The organism is Variovorax sp. P4_D9 (assembly GCF_056401695.1).
Genome location: NZ_JBFUIU010000063.1, coordinates 1 through 22,127, shown reverse-complemented (window position 1 = coordinate 22,127; position 22,127 = coordinate 1). Strand labels below are relative to the sequence as shown.

General features: G+C 64.6%; 19 protein-coding genes and 2 pseudogenes. 16 read left to right on the top strand and 5 right to left on the bottom strand.

The features are described from left to right. The 3 genes from AC1DY5_RS09915 to AC1DY5_RS09905 form a co-directional block, all read left to right on the top strand. On the top strand, window positions 1-1,539 hold a 1,539-nt coding region (locus AC1DY5_RS09915; RefSeq protein WP_478111117.1), incomplete at its 5' end, for a hypothetical protein. Between the two features lie 17 nt (window positions 1,540-1,556). Beyond that, complete coding sequence (locus AC1DY5_RS09910; protein WP_478111116.1) at window positions 1,557-2,456, top strand: hypothetical protein; 900 nt, start codon at window positions 1,557-1,559, stop codon at window positions 2,454-2,456. After that, a complete protein-coding gene (locus tag AC1DY5_RS09905; protein WP_478111115.1) occupies window positions 2,338-2,733 on the top strand; it encodes a helix-turn-helix domain-containing protein in 396 nt (131 codons plus the stop codon). Before AC1DY5_RS09910 ends, AC1DY5_RS09905 begins: the two co-directional genes overlap by 119 nt. Before the next feature lie 426 nt (window positions 2,734-3,159). Here AC1DY5_RS09905 and AC1DY5_RS09900 read toward each other — a convergent pair whose 3' ends face one another. From AC1DY5_RS09900 to AC1DY5_RS09890, 3 genes are read right to left on the bottom strand one after another with little or no spacing between them, the layout of a single operon-like run. Next, complete coding sequence (locus tag AC1DY5_RS09900; protein WP_478111114.1) at window positions 3,160-3,759, bottom strand: VOC family protein; 600 nt, start codon at window positions 3,757-3,759, stop codon at window positions 3,160-3,162. Then, window positions 3,756-4,658, bottom strand: coding sequence for a fumarylacetoacetate hydrolase family protein (locus AC1DY5_RS09895; protein WP_478111113.1), 903 nt, complete (start codon window positions 4,656-4,658; stop codon window positions 3,756-3,758). Before AC1DY5_RS09895 ends, AC1DY5_RS09900 begins: the two co-directional genes overlap by 4 nt. Next, complete coding sequence (locus tag AC1DY5_RS09890; RefSeq protein WP_478111118.1) at window positions 4,655-5,281, bottom strand: FMN-dependent NADH-azoreductase; 627 nt, start codon at window positions 5,279-5,281, stop codon at window positions 4,655-4,657. The genes AC1DY5_RS09895 and AC1DY5_RS09890 overlap by 4 nt, the downstream gene beginning before the upstream one ends. 156 nt (window positions 5,282-5,437) lie before the next feature. Here AC1DY5_RS09890 and AC1DY5_RS09885 point away from each other — a divergent pair, with 156 nt between their 5' ends. Further along, window positions 5,438-6,346, top strand: a complete 909-nt coding sequence (locus tag AC1DY5_RS09885; protein WP_478111112.1) for a LysR substrate-binding domain-containing protein — start codon at window positions 5,438-5,440, stop codon at window positions 6,344-6,346. A 635-nt stretch (window positions 6,347-6,981) separates the two neighbouring features. Here AC1DY5_RS09885 and AC1DY5_RS09880 read toward each other — a convergent pair. Further along, complete coding sequence (locus AC1DY5_RS09880; RefSeq protein ID WP_478111111.1) at window positions 6,982-8,853, bottom strand: gamma-glutamyltransferase family protein; 1,872 nt, start codon at window positions 8,851-8,853, stop codon at window positions 6,982-6,984. A gap of 768 nt (window positions 8,854-9,621) precedes the next feature. Here AC1DY5_RS09880 and AC1DY5_RS09875 point away from each other — a divergent pair. The 3 genes from AC1DY5_RS09875 (at window position 9,622) to AC1DY5_RS09865 (ending at window position 11,337) form a co-directional block, all read left to right on the top strand. Then, complete coding sequence (locus AC1DY5_RS09875; protein ID WP_478111110.1) at window positions 9,622-10,371, top strand: gamma-glutamylcyclotransferase; 750 nt, start codon at window positions 9,622-9,624, stop codon at window positions 10,369-10,371. Between the two features lie 124 nt (window positions 10,372-10,495). Continuing rightward, window positions 10,496-11,026, top strand: a complete 531-nt coding sequence (locus tag AC1DY5_RS09870; RefSeq protein ID WP_478111109.1) for a hypothetical protein — start codon at window positions 10,496-10,498, stop codon at window positions 11,024-11,026. Further along, window positions 11,023-11,337, top strand: a complete 315-nt coding sequence (locus tag AC1DY5_RS09865) for a hypothetical protein (protein WP_478111108.1) — start codon at window positions 11,023-11,025, stop codon at window positions 11,335-11,337. The genes AC1DY5_RS09870 and AC1DY5_RS09865 overlap by 4 nt, the downstream gene beginning before the upstream one ends. Window positions 11,338-11,588: 251 nt before the next feature. Here AC1DY5_RS09865 and AC1DY5_RS09860 read toward each other — a convergent pair. Continuing rightward, window positions 11,589-11,747, bottom strand: a pseudogene (locus AC1DY5_RS09860) (IS110 family transposase); the annotation flags it as partial. Window positions 11,748-11,968: 221 nt separating this feature from the next. Between AC1DY5_RS09860 and pflB the strand changes: the two are divergent. The 9 genes and pseudogenes from pflB (at window position 11,969) to AC1DY5_RS09815 (ending at window position 22,009) form a co-directional block, all read left to right on the top strand. Then, on the top strand, window positions 11,969-14,263 hold the full coding sequence (gene pflB / locus AC1DY5_RS09855; protein WP_478111107.1) for a formate C-acetyltransferase: 2,295 nt from the start codon (window positions 11,969-11,971) through the stop codon (window positions 14,261-14,263). 2 nt (window positions 14,264-14,265) lie between these two features. After that, on the top strand, window positions 14,266-15,129 hold the full coding sequence (gene pflA / locus AC1DY5_RS09850) for a pyruvate formate-lyase-activating protein (protein WP_478111106.1): 864 nt from the start codon (window positions 14,266-14,268) through the stop codon (window positions 15,127-15,129). A 47-nt stretch (window positions 15,130-15,176) separates the two neighbouring features. Next, window positions 15,177-16,766 (top strand): aspartate:alanine exchanger family transporter, encoded by a 1,590-nt coding sequence (locus tag AC1DY5_RS09845; RefSeq protein WP_478111105.1) that lies wholly within the window; start codon window positions 15,177-15,179, stop codon window positions 16,764-16,766. 12 nt (window positions 16,767-16,778) lie between these two features. Continuing rightward, window positions 16,779-17,561 carry an enoyl-ACP reductase FabI gene (gene fabI / locus AC1DY5_RS09840; RefSeq protein ID WP_478111104.1) on the top strand — a complete coding sequence of 261 codons (783 nt, stop codon included), beginning with the start codon at window positions 16,779-16,781 and terminating at the stop codon, window positions 17,559-17,561. A 6-nt stretch (window positions 17,562-17,567) separates the two neighbouring features. Next, window positions 17,568-17,915: pseudogene (locus AC1DY5_RS09835) on the top strand (GNAT family N-acetyltransferase); the annotation flags it as partial. A 205-nt stretch (window positions 17,916-18,120) separates the two neighbouring features. Further along, window positions 18,121-20,334 carry a DUF3141 domain-containing protein gene (locus AC1DY5_RS09830; RefSeq protein ID WP_478111103.1) on the top strand — a complete coding sequence of 738 codons (2,214 nt, stop codon included), beginning with the start codon at window positions 18,121-18,123 and terminating at the stop codon, window positions 20,332-20,334. After that, entirely contained in the window at window positions 20,331-21,221 is an 891-nt protein-coding gene (atpB, locus tag AC1DY5_RS09825) for a F0F1 ATP synthase subunit A (RefSeq protein ID WP_478111102.1), read from the top strand. The genes AC1DY5_RS09830 and atpB overlap by 4 nt, the downstream gene beginning before the upstream one ends. Window positions 21,222-21,272: 51 nt before the next feature. Continuing rightward, complete coding sequence (gene atpE, locus AC1DY5_RS09820) at window positions 21,273-21,521, top strand: F0F1 ATP synthase subunit C (protein WP_478111101.1); 249 nt, start codon at window positions 21,273-21,275, stop codon at window positions 21,519-21,521. A gap of 17 nt (window positions 21,522-21,538) precedes the next feature. Further along, on the top strand, window positions 21,539-22,009 hold the full coding sequence (locus AC1DY5_RS09815; RefSeq protein WP_478111100.1) for a F0F1 ATP synthase subunit B: 471 nt from the start codon (window positions 21,539-21,541) through the stop codon (window positions 22,007-22,009). Window positions 22,010-22,127 lie beyond the last annotated feature (118 nt).

Below are 22,127 nucleotides of genomic sequence, written 5' to 3'. Positions count from 1 at the left end.
CTGAAGCCGATGTCCTGGACGGCCTGTGTCGCTGCCGCCACTGTGAGCGGCGAGATGCTCGCGGCCGAGGGCGGCTACTTCCAGCTCGACGAGCAAGGTTGCGCTTCCTGGAAGCCGGAGATCGTGGCCAAGCTGAACGCCGGCATGAAGGCCATCGTCGCCATGGCAGCCGTCGCCGCAGGGATGACGAACTCGGAGGAAGCAGCGCTCACGAATCCGCCGGCGCAGCGCGCGCACCTCCGGGCGCAATGGCTGAAGGACCACGTCGAAGGCATCGTGCCTGGCGGCCTCTTCATCGAGGACGCGAAGGTCGACAGCAATGGCGTGGTGATCGAGCGCGCCAAGACTGGCGTGATCGTGAACATGAAGCTTCCCACCGAAGCACGTGAGCTGATCCTGCCGCACAAGTGGAAGATCGCCGTCGTGTTCCCGGGCGAGGAACGTCCCGTCGAGTACTCCCTGCGGGCACTGCTCTCGGAGGTTCGCGGAGACGTGAAGAAGGGCGAGGTTGCGGGCAAGCTGATGACCAATGCCCACTCTCGGCTTCGTCCTGCGCAGTTCCAGCGGGCTACCGAAGCGGGTTGGCGTTTCGCGCACGTGCTCGGTGAGAGCAATCCTCGCGTGACCTGGGCGCGCGACGAGTTCGACCTGGCGCCTGTCGGCCAGCACCGTCGCTCCGGCTATGTCCTGAGCGGCAACATGTACATGGCCTACGACTGGTCGGTGAAGTCGCGCGTCGGCCGCTCGATCATCTATTCAGACGACAACGGGATGCGCCAGCGCGGCGTCCTGCTGCCGGCAACCATGAGCCACGTTGGCGCGCAGTTCATGCCGATGCGGGTGTGGGGCGGACAGATCAAGCCCTTCGTGAAGCGCCTGGTCGAAGCCCAGGGCGCGAACGGCCTGATGCTCGAAACCGAGTTCCTGTCGTCGAATAAGCCCTACGGCATCGTCATCAACGACAAGGGGCTGCTCCTGCTGACCAAGTCCAAGGATGCACGCCGTGCGCTGCGCCTGATGCGTGGTGAGCAGGTAAAGATGCGCAAGGAAACGCTGGGCGAGCGCGCCACGGCCGCCCGCGACCCGCTGAACGTCACTCTCGGCGTCATGTCCCGCCACGGACGACTCGGTACGGGTCGCGCGGCGATCGGCCTCAACGGACGCGCGGATGTTGGCGACGAGGCAACGGCTGCTTCGTCTGCAGGTATCCCTCAGGGCTACGTCGCGGTCAAGCTCGGCTTCGATCCCACGAAGCCCGGGCTCCTCGACCGCGCGCYGAGCCTCCTGGTGCATGGCACCGGCCTGGAGATCTACGCCAAGGGCATGCAGCAGCGCGCCCTCGCCAAGGAAGTGGGCCGCGAGTACTTCGCCCAGATCCGCGACGAGACCGCGCAGCGCCGCGACCAGGTGCGCCAGGCGATCTCCGCCGCCGCGGCGGGAGCGCCCGTCGTGCCCGAGCCGCAGCCTGCGCCGGCCGAGGAGCGTGCCGATGGGCCGGCAGCGAACGATGAGCCGAGCGCAGAGCGAGCGGCAGCCTGAACGAAGACCCGCCGCGTGTGTCGCGGCGGATCCACCCAGATCAATTTCGACACTTTCGAGGAACCACCACCATGCCCGTTCAGACCATCGAACTCTCGATCGCCGAGTGCGACGAACTTCTGAAATCGCTCTCCGGCACGACCCCTTCGCTGGGCGAGTGGCGTGATGTTGTGCAAAGGGCGTTCGCGAAGGGTGTCGCCGCAGCCACGCCCAAGGACACCATTCCTGTTGTCCTGGTGGAGCCGCTGATCGACATCGCCGAAACCGTCGCGCGCGCGGAGCTGGCGCTGCCCACGGATTCGCGTGACCGTTACGGCATCTATTCCGAGTGGGCCGCGGAATTCCAGCGAGACTTCTCGCGCCGACTGGCGGCCGGTCAGGAACCCGCCCTCAGCTACTTCGAGGACATCGAAGAGTTCGCCCTGAAGAAGGCCTCGGCCTCCGGTTTCATCTCGATCGCGGCGCGGGTCGCCCTGAGCGATCTGCCCCGTGACGTGTTCCGCATGTACGCGCGCAGCGGCCAACGCGACGGCGAGCTCGAGGTCGACTCGAACGCGCAGGTGAACATCTCGCAGGGCGACCCCGCGTTGCCGGCCCAGGGCGCATACGTTCAGTCCTGGCAGTACATCAGCAACGACGAGATTGTGGGCCTCCTCAACGCAATGACGAGGGATGCTCAACTCGACGCCGAGGCGCTGGACGAGGCCGTCCATTCCGCAGCCGAACTCAGCGTCTCGACGCAGGCCCGCGAGGAGGACCTCGATCTGATCTCGATGGAGGCGTCCGACGTCAACAACGATGGTGTCGATACCCAGATTCAGTTCCTGGTCGCCCGGCGCGGCCCGCAGGCGGCGTTCGAAGCGGTCGAGGCCGCGATCGCTGCGGCGCCAAGCCAAGCGCCGGCCCCGAGGGGCTGATCAGTATTTGCGTCAACCTCGCCCTTCAGGGCGGGGAAGGAACGCAGGTATTGCTATTGGCGACCTTTCGCGTAGCGCCGCGGCTTCCGCATACTGTTGGCAGATGTCCGTCGATTCGCTCCTTCGAGCCTTTCGCTTCCAGCTTCGCCCGCGCCCTGCGCAGGAGAAGCAGTTGGCCCGCTACGCGGGCATGCTGCGCTGGGTTGGAATCGCGCCCTGGCCGAGCAGCCAGCTCGCCGCGAACGCGGCGAGCCCTGTGCGAACTACGTGGCCATGACCAAATGGCTCACGGCCTGGCGCAACGCGCCAGAGACGTCGTGGCTGCGCCATGGCCGAATCGCGGGTGGCAACGGAAAGATGAGGACGAACTCGCGAGCGAACGGCTGCTTCTAGATGTCGCGAACCCACGCTCCGGGCCCTAAGCCGACCTTCCGTCTGTTCTAAAGCGGCCGTTGGGCGCGGCGCATGCGACTTGACGGCATCGAAGGCCTCGACCGCGCCGGCCTCGGGCGACGGGCTTCGAACTTCTCAATCTCACCAGCAATAGAGCGGATTCCCACAGACACCATAGGCCCCAAGGCTGTTCGAATCCGAGCCCCAAAAGCAGTAGTACTCGTCTTCATCAGGTTCGTAGACCAGCCAGTAGCCTTCTGATTTCGCAAGAAGGTGTCCTGAAATCTTGGGCCCAAGAAGCGGGGCCAGCCTAATGGACCACCATGTCCCAGGGCGTGCGCCCGAGTGGCAATGGCGGCCGAGCGGTGAGTGCTTCAAGTGGCTCGCCGGCCTCGTAGCGCGCGATCAGATCCTCGGGGTCGAACGTCACCCCGATGAAGTTCTCTTCGTAGTTGCCACCGGCGAAGAACGCCTCGACCTGCTCTGGGCGTTCGAAAACGTCGTACTGCAGCTCCAACCGGTTGCCGTCCGGGTCCTTGTAGTAGATCGAGATGGTCGGCCCGTGGTTGATCGTCCAGAAAGGGTGGATGCCAAGATCGGCCAGACGCCGATACGTGGCCAGCAACTGGCCGAGGTCGCCGTAGGTGAACGCAATGTGCTCCAGGCCGACGTGGCAATCGGTGTCGCCTTGCAGCTCGGGCCGGCCGATCAGTCCGATGCGGTGATGCTCGTCGTCGTAGGTGAGAAAGCACACCATCTCGTTCTCGAAGGAGGGGCGCGCTTCCAGGAGGGTGAGGTACCAGGAACGCGAGCGCTGCAGGTCGCGCGCACGCAGTACGACGTGGGCCAACTGCGTCGGGCGGATCGGGCCAGCAGAAGCGTCGGGAAGATGGCGGGTCTTGACGGTCATGCTTCGACTCCTTGGCGGATTGGCCGGTGCAGGCGCGCGAGCGGTTCGGCCACGACCCGGTTCTCGATCGTGCCGATGCCTTCGATCTCCACCCGCACCCGGTCGCCTGGCTGCAGGTAGCGCGGTGGGTCCATCAGGGCGCCTACGCCGGCCGGACTGCCGGTCGACAGGATGTCGCCTGGCATCAGTGTGAGGGCCGCCGAGAGTTCCGCCACCATTTCGCCGATGCGATGGATCATCTCGCCGGTATGCCCGTCCTGTCGTAGCTCACCGTTGACCCAGGTACGCAGCCGTAGCGCATGCGGATCCGGGATCTCGTCGCACGTCACCAGCCAGGGCCCAATGGGGCCGTGGGTGTCGAAGGACTTGCCCAGCGTGTGGGTCGGCGTCCGAAGCTGCCAGTCGCGCACGCTCAGGTCATTGACGATCACGTAGCCCGCGATCACTTGCATCGCGTCTTCGGCCGCGACGTGATGGCAGCGCTCGCCGATGACCACGCCCAGTTCTCCTTCATAGTCGAACTGGTGGGAGGCCCGGGGCAGGTACACGTCGTCGTAGGGGCCGGCGATGCAAGAGACCTGTTTGTTGAACCAGACCTGGCCGGGGCCGCGCAGCAGACCCTGCCGGGCTGCCTCTGCCAGGTGCGAGGGGTAGTTTCCTCCCAGGCAAAGGAACTTCTGGGGCGCTCGGATCGGAGCCTCCAGGCGAACCTGCGCCAGTGGCAGTCGTGGCGCGCCGACCGCTGCGCGCCGTACCCATTCCATTCCTTCAGGTCCCCGCTCCAGCAACTCCCGCAGGCTGGCGGGCGCACCTTGCTGCGTGGAGAGGTCGGCAATCTGCTCGCCGTCGATCACTCCGAAGCGGAGCCGACCTTGATGTGAGAAGGTCGCGAGCTTCATACAATCACTCCGTCGGGTACGAACAGGGTTTCGATGCGCTCGTGCGCCTGCCGCAGAGCCGCTTCCCTTTGGTCCTTGCCGAGCGAAACGCCTTCGGCACGCACGACTTCGACGCTCGTGACGCCCATGAAATTGAGCATGGCCGTGAGGTAGGTCTCCTGAAAGTCCTTCACGCTCATCTTTGGATTGCTATAAACCCCACCACGCGATGAAGCGATGATCGCGCGCTTGCCGCCTGCAAGCCCGCGGGGTCCGTCGGCGGTGCACGCAAACGTCCTTCCGGGCTGAGCCAGAGCATCGAGCCAAGCCTTGAGCTGTGTGGGCAGCGAGTAGTTGTACATCGGTGCGCCGATCACAATCGCATCTGCCTCCAGGAACTCGACCAGCAGTTCCTCCATGAATTTCAGGTCGGCAGCGACATCCCCCTGTGGTGCCTGCTGGCCGAACTTGAGGGTCTTCACGGCCGCTCCGGTAAGCTGAGGCGGAACGGTTGCGGCCAGGTCGCGGTACTTGACGTGCATGTCCGGCTCCGCGGTACGCCAGGCTTGCACAATGGCTCGAGTCAATTCGCGTGAAGCGGAATGGGCCCCGAGGAGGCTGGAGTCGATGTGCAGGAGATTCATTCCTTCGTCTCTTTTCGGTGATTCCGATGCTTGGATGATGGTCATGCCAAGCTATCGCAACAATCCGGCCTGTTCGAACGCAGCGTTCTGCAGGTGGAACGAGGGCCATACGAGATGCGAGGCCCATACGATCCCGGGCAACGAGGAGACACATCAATGGACGACCTGAATGACCTGGCGCTGTTCGCGATGGTTGTGGAGCACCAGGGCTTCAGTGCCGCCAGCCGGGAAATGGGGATTCCCAAGTCCCGCTTGAGCCGGCGCATTGCGCTGCTCGAGGAGCGGCTGGGGGTGCGCCTTCTGCAGCGCAGTTCCAGGTCGTTGAAGGTGACGCCGGTGGGCCAGCTGTTCTACGACCGTTGCAAGGCGATCGTGGCCCTGAGCGAATCTGCACACGAAGTCGTGCAAGAGGCGATTGCGCAGCCCCGAGGTCTGATCCGCGTGAGCTGCCCGATCTCCCTGGCGCAGCTCTGGCTGACGCCGCTCCTGCCGGTTTTCATGCACCGTTACTCGAGCGTTCGCGTCGCCCTGACCGTCACCAATCGGCGGGTGGACCCATTGGAGGAGTCGATGGACATCGTCGTGCGCGTCGTGCGGCCGCCTTTCCGCGATTCCAGCCTCGTCGTTCGTCCGCTCGGGAAAGTGGTTGACGTCCTCGTGGCTGGCCCGACCCTGTTGGCGAAACATCGTGAGCCGTCCGGCCCTCAGGAGTTATCGACCTGGCCAACCTTGTCTCTCCCGACGGCCGGCGACGTCGCGTCCTGGTGGCTCAGAAGTGGGAAGGCGGTAGAAGAATTGGTGCATCAGCCTCGGCTGCTGACCGACGACATGATGGCGCTGAAGAGCGCCGCGATGGACGGCATTGGTGTCGCATTGCTGCCCCAGGTGCTCTGCGCGAAAGAGATTCAGGCGGGAGCGCTTCGTGTCGTTCTGCCTGAATGGTCCTGCGACACGGGAGAGATACAGGCGGTATTTCCAAGCCGACGCGGTATCGTGCCGGCGGTGCGAACGTTCATTGATTTCTTGGCCGAACACCCTGCGGGTGGAAGCTCTCGGGGCCGGTGACTCCTAAGGTCGTGTGCGTGAGTCGAGGCTCAACTCTCGGTGCGAGGTCGAAACGGGTTCTTCAGCAGGCCGCTGGACAGGATGGCGTGGACGCTTTCGGACGCGACGAATGAATCTTAGTTTCTGCACACCTTGGCGCCTCCGCAAGGAGGTGGTGGGCATGAGGGAATGGGCTTCCCGGCATTCATCATCTTCCGAACCTTCTGAACCGGGGTGAATGTGACTTGATCACTAGTTGTGGCATCAGCACTTGCCGTCGCGCGAAAGCTGCCCTCCGACGACCCGAAAGCATGAACATGAACACCAATTTGAGCATGCGCCTGACCCGTGGCATCTGCGTAATGCACCCGTCTCGGATCGGACGGAGAACGTGACTTTGAATCGGACTTGGAGGCGTGAGCCGCTGCGTTGCTCGAAGAAGAATGCGCTTCACATTGAGTCGACAACGGCTGACTGCCACTCACTCACGCGCAAGCCTTGGCCGTTGCTCGTTGGCCTATCGCGGTTGCAAACTGCAAACAGCCGAGCGCAAGCACCAGCAACCTGCTTACCATTCGATAGAGCATGGGTCGCACTCCAATCCAAGCGGCATTTCGGACGCCCACGCTGCGAAAAGCAATCCGCCGCATGCGATATCAGTCTCCGCGAACAACGCCTTCGCGGCGCGGGTCTGCCCCACCGAAGAAGCCCGTCGGTGTCTTCTGTATCGCCTGCAGGCCGCTCGTGATCTCCATTTCACGCACCTCCGCGCCGCGCGCTCGCAGCGCGTCGACCGTGACCGGTGCAAAGCGGTCCTTCTCCAGCAGGCTCGGACCGTTGAGTGATCCAAAGTTCGGCAGGTCGATGGCCTGCTGAGCGTTCAAGCCCCAGTTGAACATGCCGTACAAGGCCTTCGCTGTGAAATGAATGATCATGGCGCCACCAGGGCTCCCGGCACTGGCTACCAGCCGACCATTGCCACCGTCGGGTGCGCGCTCGAACACCAGCGTTGGCGCCATTGACGAGCGCGGCCGCTTCAGTGGTTGAACGCGGTTGACGATGGGGCGGCCCTCCGCGTCGGTAGGAGCGAAGCTGAAGTCGGTCAGCTCGTTGTTGAGCAAAAATCCTCCGGCCTTGCCTGAGCCGCCGTCTGTAAGCAGGCGTGCCCCGAACACATCCTCGATGGTGGTCGTCATCGCGACAGCGTTGCCGGCCGCGTCGACGATGCTGATGTGCGAGGTGCCGTACTCGACCTGCTCCGGCATGGGCGCATACGAGACCGACATCGCACCGGGGTCGCCGGGTTTCGCGGTCTTCATGCTGGGCGCACCAGGTGATGTCGCAATCAGCTTGGCGCGCTCGGCCAGATACGCCGGCGCGATGAGGCTGGACCAGTTCCTGCCCGGCGCTTGCACAAAGTCGGGATCGCCGATGTATTGCGCCCGGTCAGCGAACGCCAGGCGCGATGCCTCCGTGTACAGGTGCAGGAAATCGGCACTCGGTGTCGGCCCCTTGCTTGGATCGGCACCGGCGACCAGCGGGAGGGTATGAGCCTCGGTGTGGGCCAACATGCCAAGGATCTGCATCACGGTGATCGCCCCAGAGCTTGGCGGAGGCATGCCGCAGAGGCGGTAGGCATGGACGGCACCGGTGGTCATGCGAGCCGAATAGTCGCTGCAGATCGGCTCGCGCTTCTTCGCCTCGTAGCGGGAGAGATCGGAAACGGCCAGCTTGCCCGGATTCGTCGGATGGCGATTCACTTTGTCGACGATGGCTTGCGCCACGTTCCCTTCCAGCAACCCTCGGGATCCTTCGCGGGCGATCTTGCGCAGGATTTCAGCATAGGCGGGGTTCCTGAGAATCACGCCTGCCTCCAAGGGCTGTCCATTCGGATAGTAAAAGGCTGCTGCCGCAGGATCCTTGCGAAGGTGCTGCTCGCCCTTGAGTTGTGTCGCCAGCCGAGGGCTGACCGCGAAGCCGTCGTCAGCGAGCTTGATCGCGGGCCCGAACAACTGGGCCCAGGCCAGCTTCCCATGCTGCTTGTGAGCTAGTTCGAGCATTCGAACGGCTCCCGGCGTTCCGACAGAACGGCCGCCGACGACCGCGTCGGAGAAGGCAATCGGTTTCCCAGCCGCATCGAGGAACAGCTTCTCGTCAGCCGCCGCAGGCGCGGTCTCGCGGCCGTCGAAGGCCTCGACGGACTCGCCGCCGTAGTAAAGCAGAAAGGCGCCGCCACCGATTCCGCTCGACTGCGGCTCGACGAGGCCCAGCATCATCTGCACCGCGATCGCGGCATCGACGGCCGAGCCGCCGGCCTTTAGCACCTGGTAGCCGGCGTCGGTGGCCAGCGGGTTCGCGGCGGCGACCGAGAACTTCGTCGTAGCCCAGCCCGGCTTGACCTGATAGCCCGAGGCGCCTTCAGGCAAGATCGGAGCGACATAACTGAAGTCCTGACGGTGCAGCTGCGCGCAGGCGAACAGCAGTGCGATGGACGTGGCGCCGATCGCGTAGCGAAGAGACTTGCTCATGTCATTTCCTTTCGACTTGGTTACGGTCCGTTCCACAAGGCCGCGACATGGACTGCTGTCGCCCCCGTGCTTGCCTGCATGATGTCGACCTGGCGCGCGTTTGCCAAGTGAGCCAGTCGACCCGGGGGCATGGCCTCGAACCCCGATTCCGACTTGGGCTGTGTCTCGGACCGCGACTCCTGGGCAGATCAACGCAGCAACTTCGATCCTTGCACGGGGAAATCGCACTACTCTGGCTGGCACATGTCAGTAGTTCCGGAGAATTCGTAGTAACTGTGCACACTGGTCGTGGAGAACACACTCGTAGGAGGCTCGACGACGGCCCGGGGCGAACGGCAGGCTGCAAGCAGCGCGTCGCGGCCGAAACTCATAGGCACTGGCCGATGCCCGTTGCCATTGCCGGTCACGGGCTCAAATTGAAGGCGTAAACCACGGCTCTCGCGCGGCAGCCCCAGCGGCAGGTATGCAAGCGGTTCCGGTCTTTCCGGGCCGCTCGGCGAACTCACTCTGGGAGGCCGATTCCGGTCATCCGGTTACCGGAGAGGTCTCAGCATCGACAACCGGTGTCAAGGCGGCGCAGACACACCCGGCGCTGGCGCGCGGCGAGGAAATTGCCAGAGCGACAACTGAAGCGCAGTTGCGAGGATTGCGCCAACAGCCGATTAGGAGCCCAATCGCATTCACAGTGCTCAGGTTGCGCGGCGAAACCAGCCGCCGTTCCGCCCGCGGCACCAACTCGTGCGGCAAATGCCCCCAAAGGAGCATCCGATGACTTCCCTTCATGGGGCCGATGGCCGGCGGGCCAGGCCTTTCCGTCTGACTCCCGAGTTGGTCTCTCGAATTGCTCGCGAAGTCGAAGACAGTGGCCCGGCCCCGGGCGTGGTGGTCCACAACGATGCCGATTACGAAGCCTCATTGAAGGAATTTCTTGCAACCGGTCCGTGGCGTGGTGAGGATGTCTGGGTCTTCGGGTACGGGTCCTTGCTTTGGAATCCGGGCTTTGAAGTTGCCGAGCACGTGACCGCAGTTCTGCCCGGATGGCATCGATCATTCTGCATCCGGCTCACTCGCTTTCGAGGCACCCCCGACCAACCGGGGTTGATGATGTCGCTCACGCCTGGAGGAAGTTGCCGTGGCGCACTGCTTCGCATCGATGCGGCCTCGGTCCCGACAAGCCTGCGCGCGCTTTGGCGAAGGGAAATGACCGTCAAGCCACCGAACACCCCACCTCGATGGGTGACCGCCAAGGCGAGCGGTACCGACGTGCGCGCCATCGTTTTCGCCGCCAATCGCAAGGGGCCGAATTTTGTGGGCGGCCTGACGCAAGAGCAAATCGCGGACGTCCTGTGCAAGGCGGCGGGACACTGGGGATCGGGCGCCGAGTACCTGCTGCAAACCATTGATCAACTGGAACGTCTTGACATCAGGGATGCCAATCTCTGGCGATTGCAGCAGATCGTCGCCCGACGACTCGCGGAGAGTGGGCAACCAACTGCGCAGGTTCGCCCTGACCAATGATGGAACTGACAGCGATCGAGGGCGCTGGATCTACTCATTCGAAGATTCCAGGTCTCCCGGATGCTCCGGCTGGCCGGTGATCTCTCTCTCTCGCGGACAAGACTCCGAGAGTGGAAGCCGCAATGTGAGCGATCTGGCAACCACCAGTTCAGTTCTTCCCACGCCGCTGCTCCGGGTTCTGCGTGCCCTTGCGGCATTCGGCGTCTTTCGCGTCGGGGAGGACGGGAGCGTCGCGCGCTCTCCGCGCTCCATGCTCCTGCGGACGGACGAGCCGAACAGCCCCCACCATGGCGCCAAGTTCTGGACTGCACCCGGCTCGTGGAAGGCATCGGGTGTCCTGGATTCCGCGCTGGCGGGTGGCGTTCCGAATCAAGCCGCATGGGGCATGGACCGCTTCCAGTACCTTCGCAAACATCCCGCCGAGGCTCGAATTTTTGATGCCTTCATGGCGAACTTTCCAGACCGCCGGCATCAGACGCTTGCGGTCAGCTACGACTTCTCCGGAGCGAAGCTGATCGTCGACATCGGTGGTGGCAATGCGGGAGGCGCTGCGACAAATACTCGAATGGCTTCCCGAAGCACGCGGGGTGGTTTTCGACCGCTACGACGTCCTAGCTGCCATACCGCCGGAAGCGCGATTGGGCGGAAGGATTGAAGTCCAAGACGGCAGCTTTTTTGATCGGGTCCCTGAAGGCGCGGACATCTATCCTTGCCTCTCGCGCGGTGCTGACTCAGCACTGCCTCGGGCAATATCAACACCGCGATCGTCCACCCAGCAGCGCCACCAGCGTCAGCGCGCGGCTTCGCGAAACAGAAGCGGGCATGCCGAACTCGGATTTCCTCGACGATGTCGGCGGAGGTCAAATTCCGAAGGCAGACCGGCCGTTCGCGAAGAAAAGTGCCGAGGTCAGCTTTCGTCAGCCGCCGACCTTCGACAGGGCAAAGGCGAACGGCGGCAGGCAGTGAAGCCGATCTTACCGATGGCTGAGGGCTTCACGCGCGCGGCCTGCTTGCGCCTTCGGGCCGACAACGTTCACGCTGGCATGCTGCACAGGAAGCCGATTGCTGCCAACGCGCGTGCACAGTTGGGACATGAGGACTCAGGGTCGTACTGAGGACCCTGCGGGGCGCTCCCCCCTTGTTTCAACCCTGTGGCGCCATCAACCCACCACCGCGCGCTGCTTTCGGCATGATCCGGGGCCACCTCTAGAGGCCGGGCGCTCGGGATCGTCCTGACCATCGATGAGGGCGTGGAGCACCGCGTGCCCGCTCTTGCCCAGGATGTCGCTGAGCATGACACTGAGCTTGAGGTTGGCGTCTTCGAGCGCTTTCTCGATGCGCTGGGCGTGGGTGCTCTTTTCGCGCACGAACTGCTTGCCGCCGCCTGGGCGGCGATCGCGCAGCGCCGGCGCCCTTCCCCGCCTACACGCCGATCTCGTCACGCCCGGGCCGCTTGAGCGCGTCCACGCCRGGCCTTGATCTTGTCGAGGCTTCATTCGGCTGTTAGTCACGCGTAGCTCACTTCTTTGGACGGGCACGCGTCCATAGCATCGACTCCATTGCAAGGCCCCATTCCCACTCAACGGAGATCGAACGCATGACCACCTTGACCCTCACCAGGCCCGCTCCCTCGAAAGACGCGAGCGCAGTTCCGCCCACCGCCCAAATCCATAGCGACCCGTGGCGCGGCTTTGTCGGGGAACAGTGGCAAAGCCGCGTCGACGTGCGCGACTTCATCCAGCACAACTACACGCCTTACGAAGGCGACGAAGGCTTCCTCGCGGGTCCGACCGATCGGACAAGCGCGCTGTGGCAGAAGCTGCTGCCGCTGCTTGCAGAAGAGCGTGAGAAGGGCGTGCTCGCCGTCTCGCAAGAGCCGTCGGGGATCCTCGCCCACCCGCCGGGCTACATCGACAGGGACTCCGAAATCATCGTCGGCCTGCAGACCGATGCGCCGCTGAAGCGCGCCATCATGCCGCTCGGCGGCTGGCGCGTGGTGGAGGCGAGCCTCAAGGACTACGGCATCGAGCCGAACCCCAATGTCGCAGAGATTTTCACCAAGTACCGCAAGACGCACAACGACGGTGTGTTCGATGCGTACACCGCCGACATCCGCAAGTGCCGCAACTCCCACCTGATCACCGGGCTTCCCGACGCCTACGGTCGCGGCCGCATCATTGGCGACTATCGCCGCGTGGCGCTATACGGCGTGGACTTCCTCATCGCCGAGCGCAAGCGCGAGAAGGCCCAGCTCGACGAGCGTCATTCGACCGAGGACGTGATTCGCCTGCGCGAGGAGACCGCCGAGCAGATCCGCTCAATGGAAGAGCTCAAGCAGCTCGGCAAGAACTACGGCTTCGACATCTCCGTGCCGGCGACAAATGCACGCGAGGCGACGCAGTGGGTCTACTTCGGTTACCTGGCGGCGATCAAGCAGCAGAACGGCGCGGCGATGTCGGTGGGCCGCGTGTCCACCTTCCTCGACATCTACTTCGAGCGTGACCTGCGCGAGGGCCGGCTCGACGAGAGCCAGGCGCAGGAGATCTTCGACGACTTCGTCATCAAGCTGCGCATCGTGCGCTTCCTGCGCGCACCCGAATACAACGCGCTGTTCTCCGGCGACCCGGTGTGGGCGACCGCGACCGAGGGCGGCATGGGCGATGACGGCCGCACGCTGGTGACCAAGTCCAACTACCGGATGCTCAACACGCTCTTCACACTCGGCCCGGCCCCCGAGCCGAACATCACCGTCTTCTGGTCCACCCGGCTGCCGGCCCCGTTCAAGCGCTTCGCCGCCAAGGTCAGCGCCGACACGAGCGCAATCCAGTTCGAGAGCGACGACCTGATGCGCCCGAAATGGGGCGACGACACGGCAATAGCCTGCTGCGTATCTGCGATGCGCGTGGGCAAGCAGATGCAGTTCTTCGGTGCGCGCGTGAACCTCATGAAGTGCATGCTCTACGCGCTGAACGGGGGTCGCGACGAGATCACCGGCGCGCAGATCGGGCCGACGCTCGCGCCGGTCACGGGCGAGGTCCTGGCTTTCGACGAGGTGATGGACCGCTTCGAGCGAATGATGGACTGGCTTGCGATGACCTATGTCAACGCCCTGAACATCATTCACTACATGCACGACAAGTACTGCTACGAGGCGATCGAGATGGCGCTGCACGACCGCGACATCCTGCGCACCATGGCGACCGGCATCGCGGGTCTTTCGCATGTGGCCGACAGTCTCTCGGCGATCAAGTACGCCAAGGTCAAGCCGGTGCGCGACGAGACCGGACTGATCGTCGACTTCGAGGTGGACGGCGAGTTTCCCTGCTACGGCAATAGCGACGACCGGGTCGACAGCATCGCGGTATCGCTCGTGTCGAGGTTCATGGACAAGGTGCGTGCGAATCCGACCTACCGCGGCGCGGTGCATACCCAGTCGGTGCTGACGATCACGTCCAATGTTGTCTATGGCAAGGCCACGGGCAACACGCCCGACGGTCGCCGCAAGGGCGAGCCCTTCGCCCCGGGGGCCAATCCGTCGAACGGCAAGGACAAGCACGGCGCGCTGGCGGCTGCGCTGTCGGTCGCCAAGCTGCCGTACGACGACGCCGAGGACGGCATCTCGCTCACCATCACCATCGCGCCGACCGCGCTTGGCACGCTGGAGGAGCGCTACGAGCGGCTGGCGAACGGGCTCGACGCGTTCTTCGGCTCCAAGGGCTTTCACATGAACATCAACGTGTTGAACCGGGAGACGCTGCTCGACGCGATGGAGCATCCGCAGAAGTATCCGCAGCTCACGATTCGTGTCTCTGGCTACGCGGTGAACTTCGTGAAGCTCACCAGAGAGCAGCAGCTCGACGTCATCAACCGCACCTTCCACGAGGTGATGTAGTCATGGCTGCCATCGAACTGCCAAGCCGTGGCCCCTACGAGCACTACGTCGCCAAGGGCGCGCCTGCAATGGCGGGTTCGGCGTACTTCCAGATCCACGACAGCGACGTCGAAGAGGTGGCGCATCACAGCGATGAGGACCTGATCGGCTATGTCCACTCGGCGGTGCTCGGCAGCACCGTCGATGGGCCCGGACTGCGGCTCGTCGTGTTCCTGACGGGCTGCCTGCTGCGCTGCCAGTACTGCCACAACCCGGACACCTGGCACAAGCGCAACGGCATGCCGCTCAGCCTGGCCCACGTGATGCGGGCCGTGGAAAAGCATGCGCAGGTGCTGAAGATCAGCAGGGGCGGCCTCACGCTTTCGGGCGGCGAGCCGATGGTGCAGGCCCAGTTCATGACCCGTCTCTTCCGGCACTGCAAGGCGCTCGGCGTGCATACCTGCCTGGACACCTCCGGCCGCCTGGGCGACCGGCTGAGCGACGAGCAGCTGATGGACATCGACCTCCAACTGCTCGACATCAAGTCCGGCGATGCCGCGGTCTACCAGCGCGTCACGAACCATCCGCTGCAGCCCACGCTCGACTACGCGCGGCGGCTGTCGGACCTTCGTCGGCCGATGTGGGTGAGGTTCGTCCTGGTGCCCGGACTGACCGACGGCTACGACAACGTGGAGCGCGTGGCAGAGTTCTGTGCGGGCCTCGAGAGCGTGGAGCGCGTGGAGGTGCTGCGTTTCCACCAGCTCGGCCGAGGCAAGTGGGAAAAGCTCGGGATCGACTACCCGCTGAAAGACGCCGAACCACCGTCCGCGGAGCTCAGCGAGCGTGTGCGCGGTCAGTTCCGCAGCCGGGGCCTGACCGTCTTCTGACGGCGGCTGCCAGCAACGCACGACATCCCAAACCACAAGGGGCAGACATGGAATCCGTCAGGACGCTTCTGGAGCACCAGCCGATGGTGGCGCTCTTCGGGACGATCGCACTGGGCTACCTGCTTGGAGCCGTCAACATCAAAGGTCTCTCGCTCGGCGCGGGGGCCGTGCTGTTCGTGGCGCTGGCCGTCGGATGGCTCGCGCCGAAGTCCGTTCCCGCCCCGATGGTGGGAACACTCGGTCTCACACTCTTTCTCTATTCCGTCGGAATCCAGTACGGCAAGGACTTCTTCCGCGGCCTCGTCAGCGTCGAGGGACGCAAGGCAAATCTGCTCGCCGTGATCGGAGTCCTGCTCTCCGCGGCGGTGTCGCTCTGTTTCGTGGGCGGCGACGTCAAGCTCGGCCATGCGCTCGGAATATTCGCCGGGTCCGGAACCAGCACAGCCACTCTGCAGGCGGCGATTGAAACGCTTCACAACTCCGACCCGGCTGTTGGCTATTCGGCTGCCTACCCGTTCGGCGTCTTCGGCCCCATCCTCTTCATTTACCTGGCCTTCATTTTCCTCAAGCCGCGCATCGAAGCCCCCACGCCGSGCAATCTCCACAGCCTCGAAATCGCGATCCGCAATCCGGCTGTGGTCGGCAAGCGCCTCGACGAAGTGTCGGCGAGCTTGCCCGAGGGTGTGCAGATCGTCGCGCTGCGTGAGCACCATCACAACCATCTCGCGTCGGCGGACCTCATCCTCGAACGGGACGACGTGGTGCTCGCCGTCGCCTCGAGCAAGGACTTGGTCGAGCAGGCACGCAACGAGTTGGGAGAGGCGTCCAAGGGGCGCATGACCGCCGACCGCAGCGACCTGGACTATTTGCGCGTGTTCGCCTCGCGCGCCGCCGTGGTCGGCATGAGGCTCGGCGACCTGGGTCTTCTGCCGAACGTCCGGTACAAGGTTGCGCACGTGCGTCGCGGAGACACCGATCTACTCGGCCGGCCGGACCTCATGCTCGAGTCCGGCGACCGCGTCGGCCTGCTCGCCGATCGCAAGGACTTCCCGGCACTGCGCAAGTTCTTCGGCGATTCCATCAAGGGGACGGCCGACTTCAGCTACATCTGCATCGGCCTGGGCCTCGCGCTCGGCTTCCTTGTTGGCGCCTTCCAGGTGCCGCTGCCCGGGATCCCGCCGCTGGCCATCGGCCTCGCGGGCGTGCTCATCGTGGCGCTCGTGCTGGGCAAGCTGCACCGCATCGGCAGCCTGAACTGGGGGATCCCGGCCTCCACCAACCTGGTCTTGCGCAACCTCGGCCTGACGCTGTTCATCGCGCAGGTCGGCATGTCGTCGGGGCCGAAGTTCGCGGCCGCGCTGGCGCAGTCGGGATTCCTCTTCATCGGCGTAGGCGCCCTTGCGCTGGTCGCGCTCGTGCTGCCGATCCTGATCCTCGGCGTCTACGTGTTCAAGATGCCGTTCGATCACCTGGCCGGGATCGTCGCGGGTGCGTCCGGCAATCCGGCGATCCTCGCCTTCTCGAACAAGCTCGTGCCGACCGATCGGCCCGACATCGCCTACGCGATGATCTTCCCAGGGATGACGATCCTCAAGATCCTCATCGTGGACATCGTCCCATCGTTCTTCAATGCATAGGACTAGAACGTCATGACCCCGGAAATTCATCACCCCGCGCTGCAGGGCAAGAGGGCACTCGTCGTCGGCATCGCGAACGAGCATTCCATCGCCTACGGCTGCGCCGCCGCGTTGCGCGAACTCGGCGCCGACCTCGCCATCACCTGGCTCAACGACAAGGCCATGACCTATGTCGACCCGCTGGCGAAGGCGCTGGATGCGTCGATCGCCATGCCGCTCGATGTGTCCAGGGCCGGTGAACTCGAGGCTGTCTTCGAGCGGATCGCCCGGGACTGGGGCGGGTTCGACATCCTGGTCCACTCCATCGCCTGGGCGCCGAAGGAAGATCTCGAAGGCGGGCTCATCGACTGCTCGGCCGAAGGATTCGCCCGGGCGATGGACATCTCCTGCCACTCGTTCGTCCGCATGGCGAAGCTCGCCGCCCCGCTCATGACGGAGGGCGGCACGATGTTCGCGATGAGCTTCAACGGCGCGCAGAAGGTGGTCGCGAACTACAGCGTCATGGGGCCGGTGAAGGCGGCTCTCGAGGCGGCGTGCCGGTATCTTGCGTTCGAGTTGGGACCCAGGAAGATCCGCGTGCATGCGATCTCGCCGGGTCCACTGAAGACCCGCGCTGCGTCCGGGCTCAAGGACTTCGACCTGCTCCTGCACGACGCGGCCGCGCGTGCGCCGACAGGCGAACTCATCGACATCCGCGATGTCGGATTCGCCTGCGCGTACCTGGCGACGCCGTACGCCCGTCACATGACCGGCGACACGGTGTACGTCGACGGCGGCCTCAACATCATGGCGTGAACGATCATGATCGACGAATCCGTCAACAAGGAACTCGCCGAGATCGCCGTCACCGTCCGCGACGGCCGCCGCGTGACACTGCGGGCTGTCCATCCCGACGACCGGGACGCGTGCCAGGCCGCGTTCGACCGGCTCTGCGCCGAGGCGCGTTACACGCGCTTCTTCGCGCCGCAGAAGGAGCTGCCTCGCGAGATGCTGGAGCACACGGTGCACCCCGTGCCAGGGCGGGAGTTGGTGCTGGTCGCGAATCGCCGCGACGAATCCGGCGAGACGATCGTCGGCGGCGCGCGCTACGTCGCGGACCGCGCCCACCAGGCGTGTGAGTTCGCGATCACGCTGTCCGATGACTGGCACGGCGTGGGGCTCGCCTCGCGCCTGATGCGGGAGCTGATCGCGGCCGCTCGTGCAAACGGGCCGCACGCATGGAAGGTTTCGTGCTCGCCGACAACCGACCGATGCTCCGCCTCGCTCGGCGACTCGGATTCGAGTCGGCAGCGAGCTCAGAAGGGCCGACGGTTCGGCTCGTATGGCTGGATCTCAATCTCACGGAGAAGTACGCATGAACACCCCTTCCGAACATTCGACCATCACGTCGCCGCAGACCGCGATGAGCTACTGGGTCGACGCCTGGCAGCGCACGATCCTGACCTGGGACGTGTTGCGCGAGCGCGGCAATCAGTACATCGAGCACGAGCGGTCGGGCAACCCGCCCGTGCTCGTGTTCGACTACGAGATGGTCGTCGACGGCCGCGATCTCGAGCGCCCGGCAAACTACGCGCTGGTGCGCATCAAGCCGCCCGCCGACTGCCCGCCGGTCGATCCGAAGAAGCGGGCATTTGTCGTGATAGACCCGCGCGCAGGCCACGGGCCCGGCATCGGCGGCTTCAAGATCGACAGCGAGATCGGCATTGCGCTGAAACACGGGCATCCCTGCTATTTCGTGATGTTCTTCCCGCGACCGGTGCCGGGCCAGACCATCGAGTCGGTCTGCGCCGCCGAGGTCGAGTTCCTGAGGAAGGTCAACGAACTGCACCCGGACACGGAAGGCAAGCCATTCGTCATTGGCAACTGCCAGGGCGGGTGGGCGCTCGTGATGCTCGCGTCGGTGGCGCCGGAATTGGTCGGCCCGATCCTGCTCGCCGGTTCGCCGATCTCGTACTGGGCCGGTGTGGTCGGGAAGAACCCGATGCGGTATTCCGGCGGCCTGCTGGGAGGCACCTGGATGGCCTCGCTGGCTGGCGACCTCGGCCACGGGAAGTTTGACGGCGCGTACCTCGTCAACAACTTCGAGAACCTCAATCCGTCCAACACCTGGTGGAGCAAGCTCCACAACCTCTATTCCAAGGTCGACACCGAACGCGGTCGCTTCCTCGAGTTCGAAAAGTGGTGGGGCGGCCACTACCTCATGAACAAGGAGGAAATGGAATGGATCACACAGAACCTGTTCGTGGGCAACAAGCTCACGGCGGGTGAGGTCGAGTCGGCTGACGGCCAGCACCGTGTCGACATTCGCAACATCCGCGAGCCGATCATCGTGTTCGGGTCCTGGGGCGACAACATCACGCCGCCGCAGCAAGCGCTGAACTGGATCCCGGACCTGTACGCGAGCGTCGACGAGATCCGCGCGAACGAGCAGACGATCGTCTACTGCCTGCACGAGAAGATCGGCCACCTCGGCATCTTCGTCTCGGCGGGCGTGGCGCAGAAGGAGACCACCGAGCTCGCCTGCGCGCTCGATCTGATCAACACGCTGCCGCCGGGCCTGTACGAGGCGCAGATTGACGACACGACGCCGGAGATGCCCGGCCACGAGCTGGTGAACGGGCGCTACGTCATCCGGTTCGTCCCGCGCACGGTCGAGGACATTCTCGCGCTCGACGACGGCCGCGCAGACGAGCAGGCGTTCGAGGTGGTGAAGGCCGTTTCCGAGATCAATCAGCGTCTCTACGACACGTACGCCTCGCCGATCGTGAAGCGCATGACGAACGAGCAGACGGCGCAAGCGACGCGCATGCTCAACCCGGCGCGGCTCGAACGGTACATGTTTTCCGATCTCAATCCCTGGACGGCGTGGATCAAACCGGCGGCCGACGCCGTGCATGCCAACCGCCGCCACGTCTCCGAGGACAATCCGTTCGCGCGACTCGAGGGCCAGGCTTCCGCTGGGATCGAGCGCTCGCTCGATACCTTCCGCGACGTGCGCGACCAGATGTCCGAGCGCACGTTCAAGGCGATCTACGAGTCGCCGTGGCTGACCGCGCTGGTGGGGCCGAGCGAGCAAGGTACACGGCGCCGCCCAAGCCCGCAGTCGCAGACGTGGGAACACGCGCAGCTGCAGCGCCTGAAGCGCGAAGCGTCCGAGGCGCACATCGAACAGGGCAGCGTGCTAGACGGCTGGGTCCGCATGGTCATCTATGCCGCTCGCGACGAGAAGGTGATCGACGAACGGCCGTTCAACCTGGTGCGACGGATGATCGACGAGCTCGCGCCGGAGGTCCGGCCGTCGATGGCGGATCTCAAGGCAGCCGTGAAACGGCAGGCGTTCGTCTTGGAGCTCGACGAGGAGCGTGCGATTGCCGCCATGCCAAAGCTCCTCGCCGACATGCCCCAGCGGCAGCGGGCGATCGACGCGGCGCGGCTCGTAGCGCGTGCACGCGGCGAATTGAGCGCGCAGCACGAGGCGCGCTTCCGGCGGCTGGAGCAGATCCTCGGCCTCGAACATGGCGTGCCCTCGGACATCGCACCGCGTGCGCCGCGCAGGGGGGCACGATGATCAAGGCGACGTTGACCACCTGGCAGGCGCAACAGGCCTCCCAGGGTCCCACTGCCGGCGAGTACATCCAGCACCACCTGCAGCATTGGCGCTCGCACGAGCAGACCCGCATGATCGACTTCTCGATCGTCGACTACGACACGCTGTTCTGGTCGATCCTCGTGGGCGTGCTGGCGATGTGGCTGCTGCGCAGCGTCGCGCGCAAGGTGACGTCCGGCGCGCCAGGCCGCCTGCAGGCCGCCGTCGAGGCCCTGTTGGAGATGGTCGACAGGCAGGCCAAGGCCACCGTGAGGAACGAGCAGTCGCGCAAGTTCGTGGGCCCGCTGGCGCTCACCGTGTTCGTCTGGATCCTCCTGATGAACGCGATGGACTTCCTGCCCGTCGACCTGATCCCTCGCATCTGGGAGTGGATCGCCGGCGCCTCGGGCCACGATGAGCAGCATGCCTACATGCGCGTGGTTCCCACCGCCGACCTGTCGGCCACCCTCGGGATGTCCATCGGCGTGCTCTGCGTGGTGCTGTTCTACAACCTCAGGATCAGGGGCATCGGCGGCTTCGTTCACGAACTGTTCGCCGCGCCCTTCGGCGACAGATGGTTCCTCTACCCGGCCAACTTCGCGATGCAGATGGTCGAGTTCTTCGCGAGAACGCTGTCGCACGGCATGCGGCTGTTCGGCAACATGTATGCGGGCGAGTTGTTGTTCATGCTGATCGCATTGATGGGCGCGGTGGGCTTCTCGTCGCTCACCGGCGCGTCTTTGTGGATTGCCCAGGTGATCGCAGGCACCGGGTGGGCCGTCTTCCACATCCTGATCGTCGCACTGCAGGCCTACATCTTCATGATGCTAACCCTCGTCTACGTCGGTCAGGCACATGACGCCGCCTGAGCTTTTCGTCTTCTTTCCTCAATCTCAGCTTCAAACCACCTAGGAGAAATCATGGAACACGTATTGGGTCTCGTCGCTCTGGCCGCCGGCCTCATCGTCGGTCTTGGCGCCATCGGCGCCTGTATCGGCATCGGCGTCATGGGCAGCAAATATCTTGAAGCGGCCGCTCGCCAACCCGAGCTGATGAACGAACTGCAGGTGAAGATGTTCGTTCTGGCCGGTCTGATCGACGCTGCGTTCATCATCGGCGTGGGCATCGCGATGATGTTCTCGTTCGCCAATCCCTTCGTCCTGCATTGACTCGACAAGGTGCTGCCGTGAACATCAATGCAACCTTGTTCGCACAGATGGCGGTGCTCGCCATCCTGGTGTGGTTCACGATGAAATTCGTGTGGCCGCCCATCGTGGCAGCGCTGGACGAGCGCGCCAGGAAGATCGCCGACGGCCTGTCGGCCGCCGACAAGGCGAAGGCCGAGCAGTCCGCCGCCAACCAGCGTCTGGAGGCGCAGATGGTGGCAATGCGAGACGTCGCGGCCAGGCGCCAGGCCGATGCCGAGCGCCTGGTGCAGTCGATGATCGAGGAAGCCAAGGTACGCGCCGGCGAGGAGGGAGCCAAGATCGTCGCTGCCGCGGAGACCGAGGCCGCGCAGTGCGTGGTCAAGGCGCGCGAGGCGCTGCGCCAGGAAGTGGCTGTGTTGGCTGTGCGCGCGGCCGAGCAAATCCTTCGTCGCGAGGTCAACGCCGGCGTGCATGCCGAGCTGTTGGGTCGCCTGAAGGCGGAGCTGTAGCCATGGCCGAGATTGCAACCATCGCCCGCCCGTACGCCGAGGCGCTGTTCAAGGCCGCGCGCACAGCCAACACAGCCACTTCCTGGCGCAGCGCCTCGCGCGCCTTGACCACGCACTG

Bases quoted from the DNA above. Each gene is read 5' to 3' on its own strand.
- AC1DY5_RS09830 (WP_478111103.1), top strand. From the start codon at position 18,121: ATGAACACCCCTTCCGAACATTCGACCATCACGTCGCCGCAGACCGCG.
- AC1DY5_RS09895 (WP_478111113.1), bottom strand. From the start codon at position 4,658: ATGAAGCTCGCGACCTTCTCACATCAAGGTCGGCTCCGCTTCGGAGTG.
- AC1DY5_RS09905 (WP_478111115.1), top strand. From the start codon at position 2,338: ATGGTGTCGATACCCAGATTCAGTTCCTGGTCGCCCGGCGCGGCCCGC.
- pflA (WP_478111106.1), top strand. From the start codon at position 14,266: ATGGCTGCCATCGAACTGCCAAGCCGTGGCCCCTACGAGCACTACGTC.
- AC1DY5_RS09885 (WP_478111112.1), top strand. From the start codon at position 5,438: ATGGACGACCTGAATGACCTGGCGCTGTTCGCGATGGTTGTGGAGCAC.
- fabI (WP_478111104.1), top strand. From the start codon at position 16,779: ATGACCCCGGAAATTCATCACCCCGCGCTGCAGGGCAAGAGGGCACTC.
- AC1DY5_RS09875 (WP_478111110.1), top strand. From the start codon at position 9,622: ATGACTTCCCTTCATGGGGCCGATGGCCGGCGGGCCAGGCCTTTCCGT.
- pflB (WP_478111107.1), top strand. From the start codon at position 11,969: ATGACCACCTTGACCCTCACCAGGCCCGCTCCCTCGAAAGACGCGAGC.
- atpE (WP_478111101.1), top strand. From the start codon at position 21,273: ATGGAACACGTATTGGGTCTCGTCGCTCTGGCCGCCGGCCTCATCGTC.
- AC1DY5_RS09890 (WP_478111118.1), bottom strand. From the start codon at position 5,281: ATGAATCTCCTGCACATCGACTCCAGCCTCCTCGGGGCCCATTCCGCT.
- AC1DY5_RS09900 (WP_478111114.1), bottom strand. From the start codon at position 3,759: ATGACCGTCAAGACCCGCCATCTTCCCGACGCTTCTGCTGGCCCGATC.
- atpB (WP_478111102.1), top strand. From the start codon at position 20,331: ATGATCAAGGCGACGTTGACCACCTGGCAGGCGCAACAGGCCTCCCAG.
- AC1DY5_RS09880 (WP_478111111.1), bottom strand. From the start codon at position 8,853: ATGAGCAAGTCTCTTCGCTACGCGATCGGCGCCACGTCCATCGCACTG.